A 17,623-nucleotide genomic window follows, 5' to 3' on the forward strand; every position below is an offset into this window, starting at 1 on the left:
CATGCTCAGTGCATGACAGAGCCGCCGTCGATCACGGTGACTTCGCCGGTCATGAATGCGGCATCGTCCGAGACCAGGAACAGCAGCGGGCCGACGAGGTCTTGGGGCAGTTGATCGCGCTTGATCGCCCGGCTGGCCATCACCGGCGCACTCAGCTTTTCCAAGAGCTCGGGGCTGGCGACGACCTGTTCGGACAGCACCAGGCCGGGGGCCAGCGTGTTGACGGTGATCCCGTCCTCGCCCACTTCGCGCGCCAGGGCGCGGGTCATGGCGATCACGGCGCCTTTCGAGGTGACGTAATGCAGGAAATTCGGTGTGCCCTTGTAGGCGGTGCCCGACGCGATGTTGACGATGCGTCCGTATTTCCCGGCCCGCATATGCGGCACGACGGCGCGGGCGCACAGGAACGGGCCCTTGACGTTGACCGCCATCAGCTTGTCCCATTCCTCGGGCGAGATGTCCTCGAACGGCTTGGCGCGCAGCGAGGCCCAGATGGCCGCGTTGTTTATCAGAATATCAACGCCGCCCCATTTCGCGACGGTTGCGTCGACCATCGCCGCAACGCTGCTTTCGTCGCTGACATCGGTCTGCATGAAGTCCGCGGTGCCGCCCTGGGCCGAGATCCGTGATGCGGTGGGGTTTCCGTCGAGAATGTCGGCGATCATCACCTTGGCGCCTTCATCCGCAAGCGCCTGAGCATAGACGGCACCGATGCCTTGGGCCGCCCCTGTGATAATCGCAACTTTTCCGTCAAGCCGAGGCATCTGCCGCTCCTTTCGCATGAGCTTCCGGCAAACTACGGACCGAAAGTGTTAAAGAACATTAATCAATACTTAATATGTCTATCATGAACCGCTATGGCACATCCGGGATCCTGGATTGCCGATCCCGGGCGCGTGCGCCATCCTATGGGACAGACGCAAATGCACCGGAGGCGGCGACGTCTTATGTCCGATCACGCTTTCTGGCAATATTCGCTGGACAGATATGGCCGCAAGGGTGTGCCGGAAATTTGCCTGTCGCTTCAGGATGAACGTGGCGCGGATGTGAACCTCGTGCTGTTCGCGCTGTGGCTCGCACAGGAGGGCCGCAGCCTCGGCCCGGACGACGCCGAAAATTGCGTGGCCGCAGTGCGCGACTGGCACGGTTCGGTCGTGGTGCCGATGCGTGGCGTGCGCCGCTGGCTGAAGGATCGCGATGTTGAGGACACGGCGGCGCGCGACCGCCTGCGGGACGCCGTCAAGACCTGGGAAATCGAGGCGGAACGGATGGAGCAGGACATGCTGTTCCGGCTGATCCACGACGGTTCGCTGGCGCCTGATCGCGATGCGCGGCCGGTTGCGGCACGTATGGCGGCCAATCTGGCGGCGGTCGGTGTGGCCCGCGCGCCGCAGGTGAACCGGCTTATCGAGCTGTGCCTTTGACGTCGCCATCCTTCCAGCGCCGCACCGTGCCGGTATCAAGGTCGAACTGGTCCAGCACGCGCCCGACGCTGTGGTCGATCATCTCGGCCAGCGAGGCGGGGTTGGCGTAGAAGGCCGGCACCGGCGGCGCGATCACCGCGCCGATTTCGGCAAGGGTCGTCAGGGTTCGCAGGTGGCCCAGATGCAGCGGCGTCTCGCGCACCATCAGCACCAGCCTGCGCCGTTCCTTCAGCACCACATCCGCGGCCCGCGTCAGCAGCGTCGAGGTCACGCCACCCGCGATCTCGGATGCGGACCTTATGGTGCAGGGTGCCACGACCATCCCAAGCGTCTTGAACGAGCCGCTGGATATCGCCGCGCCGATGTCCTCCTGCTTGTACCAGACATCGGCCAGCGCCTTTATGTCGGCAATCTTGCGGTCGGTTTCGTGTGCGATGGTGATCTCGGCAGAGCGGGACATCACCAGATGCGTCTCGACGGGCATGTCGCGCAGAATCTCAAGCAGCCGGATGCCATAGATGACACCCGAAGCTCCGGATATTCCGACGATCAGGCGCGGCGCTGACGAAACCATGTCGATGATCCTCCCTTGACCCTGCTTGACCCTGCGTGGCGTCCGGGAGCGTCGAAAGCAAGAAAGGCGTCGTGATACGGGGGATCACGACGCCCTATATGGCCCCGAAAATGCTATCAGCCCACGAGATTGCCGAGGGAATATGAGAACTCGATGATGTCCTCGCGGATCTCGTCGATCAGGATCTGGGCCGCCGCGCTCAGCGGTCGGCTGGGATTGATCTGGTAGACAAGCCGCCGCGAGATCGCGGGCCGGATCGGATAGGCCTTGAGACGTCCGGACCTGAGGGCCCGATTGACCGCGATGGGCGGCAGGATCGTGACGTAGTCGGTCGCGCAGACGAAATCCTCGATCAGCTTCATCTCGTCGAATTCCATGGACGGGGACAATGCCAGCCCCTCGCCATTCGCGGCCCGGTCGATGATCGTGCGCAGGCCATGCCGCTGCGACGGGATCACCAGTTTCATCGTTTCGATATCCTCAAGCCGCAGTCCCGCCTTGCCAGTGATCGGCGTATCCGGCGCGGCGATCAGGCAGAAATCCTCCTTGACGATGTCCACGATGCGCGGATCCTGTTTGAGCGGCGGCATGTTGATGATCGCCAGGTCGATCCGCGACATGCGCAACTGGTCCTGAAGCTCTCCGGTATAGCCGCCCGTCACCTTCACGCTGACATCCGGGTACTTCACGGTGAATTTCTGCAGGGTTTCGCCAAGCGCGTTGTTGGCGGCGGAACTGACCACCCCGATGGAAACCGTACCGCGCACCGGCCCGCCGTCGCCCGATAGCGCATTCAGGGCGGTATCGAGATCGCGGGTGATCCTGACAAAATGTTCATAGGCCTCAATACCCGCCTGGGTCGGGATCATGCCCTTGGGTGCGCGGGTAAACAGCGGCTGCCCGATCTCCGCCTCCAGCTTCTGAAGCTGCTGGCTGAGTGCCGGTTGCACGACATTCAGCCGTCGCGACGCCCCGGTCAGCGACCCTTCTTCGTAGATCGCCAGCAGATACTGCATCTGTCTCAATTCCATCGCACTTGACCTTCAGTTTCGGATCCGCACCGCGCCATCACGAAACGCTATCCCTGAGATTAGCCAATATTAATGGTTTTGATTGCTCCGGGGCAATAGCGTCTGGCTGCCAATTGGGAGTATGAACATGAGCCGAAAACCGACTGCGCCGGGCTCCCGCCGGGACATGGATCTGCGGCAATGGCTCGGCCATCTGGAAACCACCGACCGGCTTGCCGTGACAAAAACCGGCCGAAAGCTGGCCTTTGAAATCGCGGGTCTGGCCAACCGGCATGACGGCAGCCGCGCCCTTGTCGCCCCTGCCCCCGATGGTCATGCCGGCGGGGTCGTCATATCCGGCCTGCTGTCGCGCCGCGAATGGATGGCCGAGGCGCTTGGGGTCGAGCCCGGCACGTTGCTGTCGGCCTTCGAGGAAGCGGCGCAGTCGCCATTGCCCGTGAACGAGGTAAAGACCGCACCATGTCAGGAGGTCGTGCACAAGCACGACATCGACCTGACCGCGATGCTGCCCATTCCGACCCATAACGAACATGACAGCGGTGCCTATATCACCGCCGGCCTGATGATCTGCCGCAACCCGCGCACCGGCATCCAGAACGTCGCCATCCACCGCCTTCAGGTCTCCGGCCCGCGCGAGTTGGGCGCGCTGCTGCTGCCGCGGCACACGTTGAGTTTCTTTACCACCGCCGAGGAAGCGGGCGATGATCTGGAGGTCGCGATCGTCATCGGCGCATCGCCGGCCTGTCTGTTGGCGTCGCAGGCCATCGTGCCGATGGATTTCGACGAGTTGACCGTCGCCGGTGCGCTTGGCGGTGCGCCGCTAGATGTGGTGCGCGGTATTTCGGTCGACCTGTTCGTGCCCGCGCAAAGCGAGATCGTGATCGAAGGACGCTGCCGCGCCAACCTGCGCCGCCCCGAAGGCCCCTTTGGGGAATTTCCGCAATATTACGGCGAACGCGCCGACCGTCATGTGATCGAGGTGAGCTGTGTGACCACACGGCAAAAGCCGCTGTTCCACACCATCGTCGGCGGCGGGCTGGAACACCTGATCCTGGGCGGTATCCCCCGCGAGGCAACGATCCTGAAAACCCTTCAGGACATGTTCTCCTGCGTGCGCGACGTTCACCTCGCCCCCGGCGGGACGTGCCGCTATCACCTTTACGTCAAGATCAAGGCCCGCCACGCGGGCGAGGCTAAGAATGTCCTTCTGGGTGCGTTCGCCGCTCATTACGACATCAAGCATGCGATCGTCGTCGACGAGGATGTCGATATCCATGACCCCGAAATGGTCGAATGGGCGGTGGCCACCCGGTTCCAGGCGGACCGCGATCTTGTTGTCATATCAGGTTCCCAGGGCTCCAAGCTGGACCCGTCCTCCGACAATGGTTTCGGGGCCAAGATGGGGCTGGATGCCACGGTGCCGCTCGACGCACCTGAATTCCGGTTCAAGCGGATTCGCGTGCCGGGCGAACAGGAGCTTGATCTGGACGCGGTGATCGACCCTGACGCCAAGCTCGCATCCCTACTCGGATCCTGAGCGATGGCCCGCGGGACAGAAGCACTTAGGAGAATGACATGACAACGACGGACCTGATCGCGCGGCACATGATCGGCGGCTCCTATTCGGACGCGGGCGACAAGATCGCGTCGATCAACCCGGCGACCGGGGCGGTCGTTGGGCATGTCCGGGCCGACGGCGCGGCGCAGGCCACAGCCGCCATTGCCGCCGCGCGGGCCGCATTCGACACAACGCTCTGGCCGCAATCACCCCGCGACCGGCAGATGGCCCTGCTGCGGTGGGCCGACGCGCTGGAGGCCGATCTCGCACGGCTTGCGGAATTGCTGACGTTGACCAATGGCAAACCGCTTGGCGCGTCCAAGGGCGAATTGGGCGCGGCGATATCGGAAATCCGATACTATGCGGGCCTGACCCGCCACAATCCCGGCCACGCGATGGAAGTGGCGCCGGGCGAGCTTTCGGTGATGCTGCGCGAGCCGGCCGGGGTCGCGGGCATCATCGTGCCGTGGAACGCACCCGCCGTGCTGCTGATCCGGTCGCTCGCTCCGGCGCTGGCGGTGGGCTGCACGACCGTGACGAAACCCGCGCCGCAGACGGCGCTGTTCACCGCGGCCTGCATGGCCCCGCTGTTCGAGGATGCCGCCATCCCCGCGGGCGTGGTCAATGTGGTTTTCGAGGTCGGTCATGACGCAGCGCAAACGCTGGTCACATCGCCCGATGTCGATGTCATCAGCTTTACCGGCTCGAACGCGGTCGGCCAGCGGATCATGGCGGACGCCGCGCCGACGATGAAGAAACTGTCGCTGGAACTGGGCGGCAAATCCTGCTGCATCGTGCTGGATGATGCAGACATCGGCGTGGTGGCACCGAAACTTGCCGCCGCAGCCACGATCATCTCCGGCCAGCAATGCACCGCGGCGCGTCGGGTTCTGGTGCACGAATCCCGGCTTGATGAAGCGAAAAGCGCGCTTTCCGCTGCGCTTCAGGCTGTCTCCATCGGCGACGGCATGTCAGACGGCACTGCGATGGGGCCGCTGATCGACATCCAGTCGCGCGACCGGGTCATGCGTGATTGCGGAACGGTATACGATACCGCCGACGAGGTCGTGCTGCGCGGCGGCCCGCTCGACGGTCCGAAGGGCAGCGCGTTCATGTCGCCGGCGCTGGTCGTGCATAGCGATCCGAACGCCAGCTTCGTACAGGACGAAATTTTCGGCCCGCTTGTGGTGCTTGAGACGTTCCGAGACGAGGCGGATGCGGTGGCAAAGGCAAACAACACCGTCTATGGCTTGTCCGCATCAATCTGGACCCATCGCGGCGATGCGTCATGGCGGCTGGCGCGTGCCCTGCGCAATGGCACCGTCTGGATCAACGACCACAACAGGCTTTTCGCCGAAGCCGAGACCGGCGGCTATCGCCGTTCGGGCCTGGGCAGATTGCACGGTTTCGACGGTCTGCTCGATTTCTGCGAGCTCAAGCACGTTTACCAGAACGTCGGTGTCGTCGGTCACTGAGCGAACCGACCGGCGCATTCAAGCTTTGATTCGCAGGTGTTTTGGCGCATATTATGTGGCTAGAACGTAAAGCGAGAAAGCGAGGAGCGCGTTACCGCCGCCTGATGTCCAACGCCCTGAGGATCAGAACCGGAAAATTCGGCCGTGTCGCGCTGCTCGACATGGATCGTCCGCTTGTGCGTCACGCCCACCCGCATTGCCATGTCCTGCTCAAGGTCGAGGGTGCCGATACGAGTTTTCTCGTCGGTGACGAGGTTGTGCCGCTGACCCACGAAAGCGCGGTTCTGATCAACGCATGGACGCCGCATGCCTATGTGCATCGGCCCAATGCCCCGCGCACGATCATCCTTGCCCTCTATATCGAGCCTTCTTGGCTGGCTGAGTTTCGTTCCAACTGGGTCGCCAGCGCCGGGTCCGGGTTCTTTGACAGAACCGTCGATGCGATCACGCCGCAGATCCGCAAGCAGGCCATGACACTTGCCGCGAGCATGGTACATGCCCCGACCGCCATCGCCGATCATGAGACGCAGCTGGGCGAATTGATGGTGTCGGTGATCGAACGGTTTACCGAATGGCGGTCAGTCGGGCCAAGCCTGCGCGACGCGGCGCAAAGCCAGGCCATCGACTGGCGCGTGTCCAAGGCGATCAGCAAGCTGCACAAGGTTGCCGGAGAGGTGTCGGACATCGACAGCCTCGCGCAGACCGTTGGCATGAGCCGCGCGAATTTCTTCCGGGTTTTCGAACGCTCGACCGGCGTGACGCCACGGGTGTTTTCCAACATGATCCGGCTGGAGCGGGCGGTGAGCGCCGTCGTTTCGTCGGACCTCAGCTTCGGTGCGCTGTCCGATCAGCTGGGATTTACCGCGCAGGCGCATTTCACCCGATTCTTCCGCGATCATACAGGCGTGCCGCCCAGCAGCTTCCGGTCGATCTCGCGGCTTGGGGATACCTCTGATTTTTTCCGTATTTGAGACTCCTCGGTAAATTCTGCGACCCTTGGCAATCGGTTTCATCAATACCGCCCTCTAACGTCGTGCCACGCCGCTTTACGGTTTGGGAGGAGAGGACACATGCCAAAGGATGGGCTGCATCAGACGATGTTGCGGGTGGAAGACGCCCCGCTTCTGACCGGGCGCGGCCAGTTCTTTGACGATCTGCCGACGCCGCACGGAACCTTGCAGGCCGCGATCCTGCGCAGCCCCTATGCCCACGCAAGGATCACCGACATTTCGGCCGATGCCGCCCGCAGGCTGGCAGGCGTTCACGCCGTCCTGACAGGCGAGGATTACGCAAGCGTCGCATCGCCGCTGATGGTCGGGGTCAAGCTGCCCATCGAATGCTGGCCGATCGCACGCGACAAGGTGCGTTATGTAGGCGAGCCGGTCGCGGTGGTTCTGGCCGATGATCGCTACCTCGCCGAGGACGCGCTCGATCTCATCGAAGTCAGCTATGATACGCTCGCCCCCGTCATTGACCCGCTAAAGGCCCTCGCGGACGACGCGCCTGTGCTGCACGACGAGATGGGCGGCAATCTTGGCGCCGATCGCCGTTTTTCTTATGGCGACCCTGACTCCGCCTTTGCCGAGGCCGACCATGTCGTCGAGATTTCGGTGCGCTATCCACGCAATTCCTGTACGCCCATCGAAACCTACGGCGTGCTGACCCGCTGGAATCCGCACACGCGGTCCTATGACGTCACCTCGAATTTTCAGGGGCCGTTCTCGATCCATCCGGTGGTCGCGCGGGCGCTGAACGTGCCTGGCAACCGTCTGCGCCTGCGCACGCCCGAGGATTCCGGCGGCAGCTTCGGTATCAAGCAGGGCGTGTTTCCCTATATCGCGCTTCTGTCCGCCTGTGCGCGGCTGGCCGACCGTCCCGTCAAGTGGGTCGAGGACCGGCTCGAGCATCTGACCGCCTCGGTGTCTGCCACAAATCGCGCCATCACGCTGCGCGCAGCGGTTACGGCAAAGGGACGCGTGACCGCGCTCGACTACGATCAGGTCGAGGATGTCGGCGCCTATCTGCGGGCGCCGGAGCCGGCGACGCTCTACCGCATGCACGGCAACCTCTGCGGTGCCTATGACATCGCCAACCTGCGGGTGCGCAACCGCATCGTGATGACGAACAAGACGCCGACGGGGCTGAACCGCGGGTTCGGCGGCCCGCAGATCTATTTCGCGCTGGAACGGCTGATGCAACGTATCGCCATCGAGCTGGGTCTCGATCCGGTGAATGTTGCCCGCGACAACCTGATCCCCAAGGGTGCCTTTCCCTACCGCACCGCCAGCGGTGCCACCTACGATTCGGGCGATTATCAAAATGCCTTCGACACGGCGTTGAAGGACGGCCGCTATGACGCGCTGTGCCAAAAGCGCGACGCGGCCCGTGCCGAGGGTCGGCTTTACGGCATCGGCCTTGCCGTGGCGGTGGAGCCGTCGGTATCGAACATGGGATACCTTTCGACCGCTCTGACACCTGCGGAACGGGCCAAGGCGGGGCCGAAAAACGGCGCGCAATCCTGCGCGACCATCGCCATCGACCCGGTCGGCAGCATCACGGTGCAGATCGATTCCGTGCCCCAGGGCCAGGGCCACAAGACCGTCGCCGCCAGCATCGTCGCCGAACGGTTCGGGCTGGAGCCGGGCGCGATCACGGTCGTGGCCGCGATGGACACCGGCAAGGACGCCTGGTCCATTGCCGCCGGGAACTATTCCAGCCGCTTTGCCGCCGCCTCCGCCGGGGCGGTGCGCATCGCCGCCGACCGCCTGCGCGAGCGGATCGCCGCAATTGCCGCAAGCCAACTCAACGCGCGGCCCGAGGATATCGAATTCGAGAATGGCAAGGTTTTCATCGCGTCCAACCCCGGGGCCGCGCTCGTCTTCGCCCGTGTCGCCTCCACCGGGCATTGGGCTCCCGGCACCCTGCCTGACGGAATTGCCGCGCCGATGCGCGAGACCGCGATCTGGACCGCCCCCGAACTGACCGCCCCGACCGATGAGGACGGGATCAACTCATCGCTGTGCCACGCGTTCATCTTCGATTTCTGCGGGGTGGAGATCGATCCCGTGACCCATGAAGCCCGCGTCGACCACTACGTCACGATGCACGACTGTGGCACCATCCTGCACGAAGGCATGGTCGAGGGGCAGATCCGCGGTGCGTTCGCGCAGGCGGTCGGTGCGGCGCTTTACGAGGAATACGTCTATGACGACGACGGCGCGTTCCTTGCGGGCACCCTGGCCGATTACCCGGTGCCCACGGTGCATGAAATCCCTGACCTTGAGATATTGCATACCTGCACACCTTCGCCGCTGACCCCGCTGGGGGCCAAGGGCGTGGGCGAGGGCAATTGCATGTCCACGCCGGTTTGCATTGCCAATGCCGTCGCCGATGCACTGGCACCGGCTCGCGGCAATGTCGATGTCACCCTGCCGCTTTCGCCTGCGCGTATCGCATCGTATCTGCCGGACGAACCCACAGCACCCGAAGGCATCGCGCAGCCACGGCCCAGCTCCGGCAAGGGGCTGTCCGGTCAGGGCGAGGCGCGCGTCGGTGCCGCACCGCAGGAGATATGGGATCTGCTGATGGACGCAGACCAACTCGCCGCGATCATCCCCGGCGCACATGGCGTCAAGCGCCTGTCGCCAACCCGCTTTCTGGCCGATGTCACGCTGGGCGTCGGGCCGGTCAAGGGGCGTTACCGGGTGCAGGTCGGGCTATCGGATCTGGACGCGCCCAAGAGCGCTACATTGACCGGCAAGGCCGGCGGCGCGCTTGGCACCGGCGAGGGGTCGGGCCGGGTCACGCTGACACCGGACGGATCGGGCGGCACGGTGATCGGCTACAGCTACGAGGCCGCCGTGGGCGGCAAGGTCGCATCCGTCGGTGGGCGGCTGCTGGACGGTGCTGCGAAAATCGTCATTGGCCAGTTTTTTGCCGCCCTCGGACGCAGGGCCGGAGACGCACCACAGCCCGACGGCATGATCGCCCGCATTCGCGGCTGGATCGGGGGGACGCGATGAAACCCGCCGCATTCGATTATGTCCGCTGCGAAACGCTCGATGAGGCCGCCGAGATGATCGCCCAGACCGGCGATGACGCCCGCATCCTTGCTGGGGGTCAGTCGCTGGTGGCGATGCTGAACATGCGGCTTGCCACGCCGGCGGTCCTGGTCGACGTCATGCCGGCCCCGGACGCGCGGAAAGTCGCGGCGGAAAATGGCACGCTGAAAATCTCTGCCGCTGTCCGGCAGGCGAGCCTGTTGGGCGATCCCGACCTGGCCTCGCGCAACCCGCTGCTTGCGAAAATGCTGCCGTGGGTCGGCCACCCCCAGACCCGTGCGCGCGGCACCATCTGCGGCTCGGTGGCCCATGCCGATCCTTCCGCCGAGATTCCGCTGGCGCTGGCCGCGCTGGACGGCACGGTGATCCTGCGGCGCGGGCGCAAGCGGCGCAGCGTGAAGGCGGCCGACTTTTTCCTCGGTATGATGCTGACCGACAAGGCCGATGACGAAATGATCGAGGCGGTGACTTTTGCCGATGTCCAGCAAGGCACCGGCACGGGATTTGCCGAGGTCGGCCGCCGCAAGGGAGATTTCGCCATCGTCGCCTGCGCCGCGTTGATTTCGCCCAAGCGCGTCCGCCTTGCCGTCGGCGGCGTGAACGACACGCCGTTTGTCAGGGACTGGGACAACCTCTCACCCCAGGACGAAGCCGAGGCGCTCAACGCGCTCGCCTGGTCGCTCGATGCGCGGGGCGACCTGCATGCAACCGCCCGCTATCGCCGCGATCTGGTGCGCCATCTGGGCGCGCAGGCACTCAAGGAGGCCCGCACATGCGCCGATTGACCGCCACCGAAAGGCACCCCGTCCGCTTTACCCTGAATGGCAAGCCCGCCGAGGGCACAGCCCACCCGCGCATGTTGCTCAGCGATTTCTTGCGTGGCGTCCAGGGTGCGACAGGCACCCATATCGGCTGCGAACATGGTGTCTGCGGCGCCTGCACGGTTCGGATCGACGGCGCGATGGCACGCAGTTGCCTGACATTCGCGGTCCAGATCGAAGGCGCCGAGATCGACACGGTCGAGGCCCTGGCCCCTGCCCCCGCCAGATTGTCCATCCTGCAGGACGCCTTTCGCAAACATCACGCGCTGCAATGCGGCTTTTGCACCCCCGGCATCCTGATGTCGCTCGACACGTTGCTCGCAACCGAACCGCGGGCCGACGCGGGACGCATCCGCGACGTTCTGTCGGGGCATCTGTGCCGCTGTACCGGATACCAACCGATCGTCGCTGCCGCACTGGACGCAGCACAAACCCTCAGGGAGGAGACAGACAATGCTTGACCTAGGTCGTTCCCTGATCGCAAGTGCTGCCCGCGATCCGGATGCGCTGGCCATTGTCGATGGCGATGTACGTCTGAGTTATGCCGATTGGCTGCGCCAGATTTCGGCGCTTGTCCAAGGGCTTGCGGACATGGGCCTGCGCCATGGCGACCGGTTGGTGACGGCTATGCAGAACAACCATGCCGCCGCAAGCATCCACTGGGCCTGCCAAATGGCCGGCATCACGATCGTTCCGGTGAACTGGCGGGCGACAGCCGACGAAATCACATTCTTTACCGAGAACAGCGGCGCCCGCGCCATTGCCTGTGACGGATCGAGCGTGGATGCCGTGCGTGCTTCAGCAACAGATCTGCCGTGCCTGACATACGAAACCGATGTCGACGGCGCGGTCAGGTTCGAGGATGTCGTCGCCGGTTCGGCACCGGACGCAAGCCCAAAGGCCAGCGCCGACGATTGGTCCATCATGCTCTATACCAGCGGCACCACCGCCCGGCCCAAAGGCGTGCCGCGCCGCCACCGTGCCGAACGGGCGGGGACATTGGCGCATGTGGCGCAGAACCTGATGCCGATGAACGACGCAACGCTGGGGGTCATGCCGCTTTATCATACGATGGGGGTGCGTTCGCTTCTGGCGATGACATTGCTGAACGGCACCTTCGTCTGCCTGCCCCGGTTCAACTGTGCCGATGCTCTGGGGCTGATCGCCGATGAACGGATCGGAAGCCTGTATCTGGTTCCGACGCTCTATCACGACCTGCTCGAACACCCCGACTTTGCGTCAACGGACCTTTCCGCTGTCAAACGCCTGGGGTTTGCCGGGGCGTCGATGACGGACGGGTTGCTCAAACGGGTTCAGGCCGCGTTTCAGCCGGAGCTTTTCGTGAACCATTACGGCTCGTCCGAGATCTACACCTTCTCGATCGAACAGGACGCCGTGTCCAAACCCGGTTCCGCAGGCAAGGCGGGACTCAATCAGGATTTGCGCGTGGTCAGGATGGGCGCGGGCGATCCCGCTGCCGTGATGGCACAGGGCGAAGAAGGCGAAATCATCGCGACACTCGCCGGAGACGAAGCCTTTGAAGGTTACTGGCAACGCCCGGACGCGAACGAAAAATCGCTACGCGATGGATGGTACTTTACCGGCGATTGCGGGCATTTCGACGCCGAGGGCGATCTGTACGTGACGGGCCGCGTCGACGACATGATCATCACCGGTGGCGAAAACGTGTCGCCCGTCGAGGTGGAAAGCTGCCTGTCGATGCACCCGGCGGTCGAGGATTGCGCCGCCGTGGGTCTGCCCGATGAACGCTGGGGCAAGATCGTCACCGCCTTTGTCAAACGCCGCCACGCCGTGAGCACCGAGGAACTGGACGCGCATTGCCGCGACTCGGCATTGGCCAATTTCAAACGGCCCCGCCGGATCATTTTCGTGTCCGAGCTTCCCAAATCGCCGGTTGGCAAATTGCTGCGCCGGGAACTGGTGGCCGGAAATTACACCCCCGAACCCGAAGAGACCGCGGCCGGATAAGGCCGCCTGCAAGGAGAAGACGACCCATGACAAACCCCTATTCCGACCGACCGCTGCTGTCCAAACTCGACGGATTCCGCATCGAGGTGGACGCCGAAGCCGAACGCGGCGACATCGTTCTGGAGCGCGCCCCGATGAACGTGATCTCGATGGATCAGCGCGACCAGCTGCGCGCGGCGTTCGAGGCGCTGGATGCCGATGACGCGGTTCGGGTCATCGTGCTGCGGGCGGAGGGTGAGCATTTTTCGTCAGGTGGCTATATTCACGGCTTCCTCGATGCATCGCCCGAGCATGTCAGCCATCTGGCCGACAATGTCGCGGCCCCCTGGCGCTGCGCCAAGCCGGTGATCGCGGCGAACAAGGGCTACACTTTCGGCGTCGGTTTCGAAATCTCGCTGGCCTGCGATTTCCGCATCGCCGCCAAATCCACCTTCTATGCGCTGCCCGAGCAAAAGCTGGGCCAGATCCCCGGCTCGGGCGGTTCGGCGCGGTTGCAGGCGCTGATCGGGCTGGCACGCACCAAGGACGTGGTCATGCGCTCGCGCCGGATCTCTGGCCAGCAGGCCTTTGACTGGGGGATCGCGGTCGAGCTGGTCGAGGATGACAAGCTGGAGGAAGCGACCGCCAAGCTGGTGAACGAGCTGCGCAGCTTTTCACCGATGGCGCAACGCACTGCGAAGAAACTGCTCAACGACAGCGAAAACGCGACCGTGGCCACCGGCATCGAACTCGAAGGCCACTGCTATAGCCGCCTTCGCCAATCCGAAGATTTCGCCGAGGGCGTCAAGGCCTTTCACGAAAAGCGCAAACCGACATTTGTCGGCCGCTAAACAAACCAAAGGGAGGAATAACAGTTTCTATCAAGGGATTTTTGCAGACAGCCGCAGTCGCGGCACTTGTCGCGGGGTCGGCCACGGCCCAGGACGGGCCGATCCGCGTCGGCGTGGTGACGCCGATTTCGGGCACCTATGCCGGGATCGGCCAGCAGGTCAGCTGGGGGCTCGACCTCGCGGCGGAGGAGATCAACGCGTCGGGTGGCATCATGGGCCGCCAGATTGAGCTGATCTACGAGGACAGCGAGGCGAACCCGGCGGTCGCCGTGCAGAAAGCTGAAAAGCTGATGACCGCCGAGGATGTCGATTTCCTGACCGGCACCGTCAATTCCGGTGCCACCCTCGCGGTCGGCCAGGTGGCCGAGCGGGCGGGCAAGCTGCTGGCAACGACGGTCTCCTTCTCTGACGCCATCACCGGCGAGAAATGTTCGCCCAACGTGTTCCGCGTGAACGCGCGGGCAGGCCAGCAATCGGCGGCCCTCGCCGCCTGGGTCGAAAGCGAGAAACCGGGTGCCAAGGTGTTCTACCTCGGCCCGGACTACGAGATGGGCCGCTCGACCGTCGCCGCATTCAAAAGCAACGCGGAACAGGTCGGTGCCAAATCGACTGGCGAAGTTTTTGCGCCACTCGATTCCAAGGACTACAGCCAGTATTTCGGTCGAATCCGTGCCGCCCAGCCTGAAGTCCTCTATACTTCGGTCGCGGGCAACGACACCGTGCGCCTGTTCACCCAGATGCAGGATTTCGGTGTGCGTGACGGGCTGACCATCCTCGGCGCGTCCGGCACCGTGACCAGCCAGAACATCGACGCCATCGGCGCCGCCGCCGAAGGGTTCATCACCGGGGTCGGCTATTCGACCCTGATCGACAGCCCGGAAAACAAGGCGTTCGTCGAGGCATTCAATGCCCGCAACGGGGCCGATCCGGACCTTTACGGTGCCGACAGCTATGGCCTGCTTTTTGCCTACAAGAAGGCGGTCGAAGCGGCGGGCGGCACCGGCACGGACGAGGTGCGCGCAGCACTCGAAGGGCTTGAATGGGACACGCCCCAGGGCGTCAAGACGATCCGCGCGGGTGACCACCAGGCGATCCAGCCGATGTACGCGGTGCAGATCAAGGACAGCGCGTTCACCATCGCCAATACCATCGACGGCGACGCCGCCATCGGCCCGGACACATGTGAACGCTTCTAGGCAAACCGCGGAGAGAGCAAATGGCAGAGTATCTGCATTTCGTTCTGGCTCCGCAGATGCTCAACGGCCTGGCGCTCGGGGTCTCCGTGATCCTTGTGGCGCTGGGTCTGACGATCATCTTCGGTTTGCTGGATGTCATCAACATGAGCCACGGCGAATTCTACGCCGTGGGGGCCTATGGCGCGCTGGCGCTGGCCGCCTTCGGCGTCAACTACTGGGTGCTGATGGCGATGGTTCCACTAATGATGATCCCGCTCGGGATCGTCACGGAACGCTACCTGATCCGACGCGTCTATGACGGTGCGGACAGGCACGTCTCGACCCTGCTGCTGACCTTCGGCCTGGGGCTCATTGCCGAGGATGTGCTGAAGATCATCTTCGGGCCAAACACGCAGCGGCCCGAAAACCCACTGCCCGGTGCGACCGACCTGATGGGCATCTTCATTCCCACCTACCGCCTGTTCCTGATCGCCATCAGCGCCGCCGTCATCCTTGCCGTGGCGTTCGTCGTCTACCGCACACGGCTCGGTGCGATCGTGCGCGCGGCCTCTTTCGACCGCAACATGGCGGCCAGCCTCGGGGTGCGCGTCGGCTGGGTCTATTCCGGCGCATTCGCCTTTGGCGTGGCGCTGGCGGGTCTGGCGGGCGTGCTGCTGGCGCCGATCTATTCGGTGTTCCCGACCATGGGACGCGATTTCATCCTGATCGCCTTCACGGTCGTGATCGTCGGCGGCATGGGGTCGATCTGGGGCGCTGTGGTCGCGGGGATCGTGCTGACGCAGATTCAGGCGATTTCTAGCCTCGTCATCTCACCCGTCTGGTCCGAACCCATCGTGTTCGGTGTCATGGTGCTGGTGCTGATGTTCCGCCCGCAGGGCCTGTTCGGGAGGATCGGCCATGCATGACCGTCTGGATATTTCGATGCGGGCCAACCACATCTTCTTTGCCGCCCTTCTGGGCATCGTCGCAATCGGCGTCGTCTTTGCCGCCGCGACTGGCGACGTGTTCTATCTGCGCCTTGCCACCGAAGCGCTGATCCTCGGCGGGCTGGCCCTGTCGGTGGACATCCTGCTGGGGTTTGGGGGGCTGCTCAGCCTCGGACAGGCGCTCTATTTCGGGATCGGGGCCTATGTCTCGGCGCTGGTGCTGCGCGATGTGCCGTCGTTCTGGCTGGCGCTTGGCACAGCTACCCTTGCGTCGCTGGTCGCGGGCATCGTCGGCGGGCTGATCGCCAACCGGGTGCGCGGCGTCTATTTCGCGCTTATCACCTTCGGCATGGCCCAGGTGGTCGCCAAGATCGTCTACAACACCCGCGAACTGGGCGCGTCCGACGGTTTGATCGGCGTGCCCGTGCTTGAAATTCCGCTCGGGGTGGCAACGATCTCTGCCGGCGATCCGGTCGCGTTCTTCCTGCTGACGCTGGCAGTCCTCACGGTCCTCTACGGCGCGGTCGCCTATCTTCTGACCACGCCGTTCGGTCGTCTGGTCATCGCCAACAAGGCCAATGAAAAGCGCGTTCCGTTTCTGGGCTATTCGACGTGGTGGCCGCGGATGGTGTCCTATGTGGTGGCGGCGCTGGTCGCGGGCATTTCCGGCGCGCTCTACCCAATGCTGCGCGGCTTCGTGTCGCCCGAACTGATGTTCTTTGCCACCTCGGGCAATGCGGTCATCATGGTCATCCTCGGCGGGGTCGGAACACTGGCGGGTGCGCTTTACGGCGCGATGATCCTGACCTTCCTCAAGTCCGTCGTCGGCAGCTACACCGAGCACCACCTGATCGCCATTGGCCTGATCTTCATCTGCGCGATCCTGTTCCTGCCCAAGGGGCTGATCGGATTGATCAAACCCCGGCTCGAAACCCGCCTGCGCGACAGTGAACTGCGCAGAGCGCCGGACGCAGAAACGTCAAAGGGGGCCACGTCATGACGCCGATCCTGCAAACCGACCGCCTGGGCATCTCCTTTGGCGGGTTGAGGGCCGTCGATGCCATCTCCTTCGATGCTCTGCCAAATCAGATCACGACCGTGATCGGGCCAAATGGCGCGGGCAAGACGACGCTGTTCAACCTGATTTCCGGTGCGCTGAAGCCGGGCAGCGGCAGTGTCAATCTGGATGGCCGTGACGTGACACGCGCCGGTCCGGCCGAACTGCAACGCGCCGGCCTCGCACGGTCGTTCCAGATCACCAACCTGTTCTTCGACATGACCGTGCGCGAGAACCTCAGGCTTGCCACGCAGGTGCTTGAGCCTGCCTCGCACCTGATGCGTCCGCTGCGCCGCACGGGGCGCGCGGCAAACAAGGTCGACGAGTTGATCGCCCGTTTCGAATTGCACGACAAGGTCCACGAACAGGTCGGTTATCTCAGCCATGGCGAACAACGCCGGCTGGAGATCGCGATGTGCCTCGCGTGCGAACCCAAGGTGCTGATGCTGGACGAGCCGACCCAGGGCATGAGCCACGCTGATACCGAGGAGACCGAGGCGCTGATCCGCGGCCTGACGGATCACGTGTCGATCCTGCTGATCGAACACGACATCGGGATCGTCATGGCGGTGTCTGACCACGTCATCGTCATGCACCAGGGCCAGAAGATCGCGGATGGCACACCAACCGAGGTGCGCGCGAATCCCGCCGTCCAGGCGGCCTATTTCGGACATGGATAAG

The 17,623-nt window shown here is 63.9% G+C and carries 16 protein-coding genes; 13 read left to right on the top strand and 3 right to left on the bottom strand.

Annotation, left to right across the window (positions count from 1 at the left end; genetic code table 11):
- Window positions 1–5: 5 nt before the first annotated feature.
- Window positions 6–764 carry an SDR family NAD(P)-dependent oxidoreductase gene (locus tag DSHI_RS18755; RefSeq protein ID WP_012187095.1) on the bottom strand — a complete coding sequence of 253 codons (759 nt, stop codon included), beginning with the start codon at window positions 762–764 and terminating at the stop codon, window positions 6–8.
- A gap of 183 nt (window positions 765–947) precedes the next feature.
- Here DSHI_RS18755 and DSHI_RS18760 point away from each other — a divergent pair, with 183 nt between their 5' ends.
- Window positions 948–1,424, top strand: coding sequence for a TIGR02444 family protein (locus tag DSHI_RS18760; protein ID WP_012187094.1), 477 nt, complete (start codon window positions 948–950; stop codon window positions 1,422–1,424).
- Here DSHI_RS18760 and DSHI_RS18765 read toward each other — a convergent pair.
- Together DSHI_RS18765 and DSHI_RS18770 are read right to left on the bottom strand one after the other, a co-directional pair.
- Window positions 1,405–1,998, bottom strand: a complete 594-nt coding sequence (locus DSHI_RS18765; protein WP_012187093.1) for a UbiX family flavin prenyltransferase — start codon at window positions 1,996–1,998, stop codon at window positions 1,405–1,407. The two genes, DSHI_RS18760 and DSHI_RS18765, sit on opposite strands and share 20 nt — an antisense overlap.
- A 116-nt stretch (window positions 1,999–2,114) precedes the next feature.
- Window positions 2,115–3,029: a LysR family transcriptional regulator gene (locus tag DSHI_RS18770; protein ID WP_012187092.1), complete on the bottom strand. Its 915-nt coding sequence runs from the start codon at window positions 3,027–3,029 to the stop codon at window positions 2,115–2,117.
- Between the two features lie 127 nt (window positions 3,030–3,156).
- Here DSHI_RS18770 and DSHI_RS18775 point away from each other — a divergent pair, with 127 nt between their 5' ends.
- The 12 genes from DSHI_RS18775 (at window position 3,157) to DSHI_RS18830 (ending at window position 17,622) form a co-directional block, all read left to right on the top strand.
- Entirely contained in the window at window positions 3,157–4,566 is a 1,410-nt protein-coding gene (locus tag DSHI_RS18775; RefSeq protein ID WP_012187091.1) for a UbiD family decarboxylase, read from the top strand.
- Between the two features lie 38 nt (window positions 4,567–4,604).
- Window positions 4,605–6,062 (top strand): aldehyde dehydrogenase family protein, encoded by a 1,458-nt coding sequence (locus tag DSHI_RS18780; RefSeq protein WP_012187090.1) that lies wholly within the window; start codon window positions 4,605–4,607, stop codon window positions 6,060–6,062.
- A gap of 104 nt (window positions 6,063–6,166) precedes the next feature.
- Window positions 6,167–7,033 carry an AraC family transcriptional regulator gene (locus DSHI_RS18785; protein WP_044029386.1) on the top strand — a complete coding sequence of 289 codons (867 nt, stop codon included), beginning with the start codon at window positions 6,167–6,169 and terminating at the stop codon, window positions 7,031–7,033.
- A gap of 99 nt (window positions 7,034–7,132) precedes the next feature.
- Window positions 7,133–10,084, top strand: coding sequence for a xanthine dehydrogenase family protein molybdopterin-binding subunit (locus DSHI_RS18790; RefSeq protein ID WP_012187088.1), 2,952 nt, complete (start codon window positions 7,133–7,135; stop codon window positions 10,082–10,084).
- Complete coding sequence (locus DSHI_RS18795; RefSeq protein ID WP_012187087.1) at window positions 10,081–10,908, top strand: FAD binding domain-containing protein; 828 nt, start codon at window positions 10,081–10,083, stop codon at window positions 10,906–10,908. Before DSHI_RS18790 ends, DSHI_RS18795 begins: the two co-directional genes overlap by 4 nt.
- Entirely contained in the window at window positions 10,896–11,405 is a 510-nt protein-coding gene (locus tag DSHI_RS18800) for a (2Fe-2S)-binding protein (RefSeq protein ID WP_012187086.1), read from the top strand. Before DSHI_RS18795 ends, DSHI_RS18800 begins: the two co-directional genes overlap by 13 nt.
- Window positions 11,398–12,933, top strand: coding sequence for an AMP-binding protein (locus DSHI_RS18805; protein WP_012187085.1), 1,536 nt, complete (start codon window positions 11,398–11,400; stop codon window positions 12,931–12,933). Before DSHI_RS18800 ends, DSHI_RS18805 begins: the two co-directional genes overlap by 8 nt.
- Before the next feature lie 26 nt (window positions 12,934–12,959).
- Window positions 12,960–13,763 carry an enoyl-CoA hydratase/isomerase family protein gene (locus DSHI_RS18810; RefSeq protein ID WP_012187084.1) on the top strand — a complete coding sequence of 268 codons (804 nt, stop codon included), beginning with the start codon at window positions 12,960–12,962 and terminating at the stop codon, window positions 13,761–13,763.
- Window positions 13,764–13,804: 41 nt separating this feature from the next.
- Entirely contained in the window at window positions 13,805–14,959 is a 1,155-nt protein-coding gene (locus DSHI_RS18815; protein ID WP_012187083.1) for an ABC transporter substrate-binding protein, read from the top strand.
- Between the two features lie 20 nt (window positions 14,960–14,979).
- A complete protein-coding gene (locus DSHI_RS18820) occupies window positions 14,980–15,864 on the top strand; it encodes a branched-chain amino acid ABC transporter permease (RefSeq protein WP_012187082.1) in 885 nt (294 codons plus the stop codon).
- Window positions 15,857–16,885: a branched-chain amino acid ABC transporter permease gene (locus DSHI_RS18825; protein WP_012187081.1), complete on the top strand. Its 1,029-nt coding sequence runs from the start codon at window positions 15,857–15,859 to the stop codon at window positions 16,883–16,885. The genes DSHI_RS18820 and DSHI_RS18825 overlap by 8 nt, the downstream gene beginning before the upstream one ends.
- The gene (locus DSHI_RS18830) at window positions 16,882–17,622 is read left to right on the top strand and encodes an ABC transporter ATP-binding protein (protein ID WP_012187080.1); all 741 of its coding nucleotides are present in this window, start codon (window positions 16,882–16,884) and stop codon (window positions 17,620–17,622) included. Before DSHI_RS18825 ends, DSHI_RS18830 begins: the two co-directional genes overlap by 4 nt.
- The last annotated feature ends 1 nt before the right edge of the window (window position 17,623 follow it).

Origin of the sequence: Dinoroseobacter shibae DFL 12 = DSM 16493 (assembly GCF_000018145.1) — a bacterium.
Lineage (GTDB): Bacteria > Pseudomonadota > Alphaproteobacteria > Rhodobacterales > Rhodobacteraceae > Dinoroseobacter > Dinoroseobacter shibae.

Excerpts from the sequence above, each read along its gene's own strand:
- DSHI_RS18755 (WP_012187095.1), bottom strand. The coding sequence starts at position 764 with ATGCCTCGGCTTGACGGAAAAGTTGCGATTATCACAGGGGCGGCCCAA.
- DSHI_RS18760 (WP_012187094.1), top strand. The coding sequence starts at position 948 with ATGTCCGATCACGCTTTCTGGCAATATTCGCTGGACAGATATGGCCGC.
- DSHI_RS18765 (WP_012187093.1), bottom strand. The coding sequence starts at position 1,998 with ATGGTTTCGTCAGCGCCGCGCCTGATCGTCGGAATATCCGGAGCTTCG.
- DSHI_RS18770 (WP_012187092.1), bottom strand. The coding sequence starts at position 3,029 with ATGGAATTGAGACAGATGCAGTATCTGCTGGCGATCTACGAAGAAGGG.
- DSHI_RS18775 (WP_012187091.1), top strand. The coding sequence starts at position 3,157 with ATGAGCCGAAAACCGACTGCGCCGGGCTCCCGCCGGGACATGGATCTG.
- DSHI_RS18780 (WP_012187090.1), top strand. The coding sequence starts at position 4,605 with ATGACAACGACGGACCTGATCGCGCGGCACATGATCGGCGGCTCCTAT.
- DSHI_RS18785 (WP_044029386.1), top strand. The coding sequence starts at position 6,167 with ATGTCCAACGCCCTGAGGATCAGAACCGGAAAATTCGGCCGTGTCGCG.
- DSHI_RS18790 (WP_012187088.1), top strand. The coding sequence starts at position 7,133 with ATGCCAAAGGATGGGCTGCATCAGACGATGTTGCGGGTGGAAGACGCC.
- DSHI_RS18795 (WP_012187087.1), top strand. The coding sequence starts at position 10,081 with ATGAAACCCGCCGCATTCGATTATGTCCGCTGCGAAACGCTCGATGAG.
- DSHI_RS18800 (WP_012187086.1), top strand. The coding sequence starts at position 10,896 with ATGCGCCGATTGACCGCCACCGAAAGGCACCCCGTCCGCTTTACCCTG.
- DSHI_RS18805 (WP_012187085.1), top strand. The coding sequence starts at position 11,398 with ATGCTTGACCTAGGTCGTTCCCTGATCGCAAGTGCTGCCCGCGATCCG.
- DSHI_RS18810 (WP_012187084.1), top strand. The coding sequence starts at position 12,960 with ATGACAAACCCCTATTCCGACCGACCGCTGCTGTCCAAACTCGACGGA.
- DSHI_RS18820 (WP_012187082.1), top strand. The coding sequence starts at position 14,980 with ATGGCAGAGTATCTGCATTTCGTTCTGGCTCCGCAGATGCTCAACGGC.
- DSHI_RS18825 (WP_012187081.1), top strand. The coding sequence starts at position 15,857 with ATGCATGACCGTCTGGATATTTCGATGCGGGCCAACCACATCTTCTTT.
- DSHI_RS18830 (WP_012187080.1), top strand. The coding sequence starts at position 16,882 with ATGACGCCGATCCTGCAAACCGACCGCCTGGGCATCTCCTTTGGCGGG.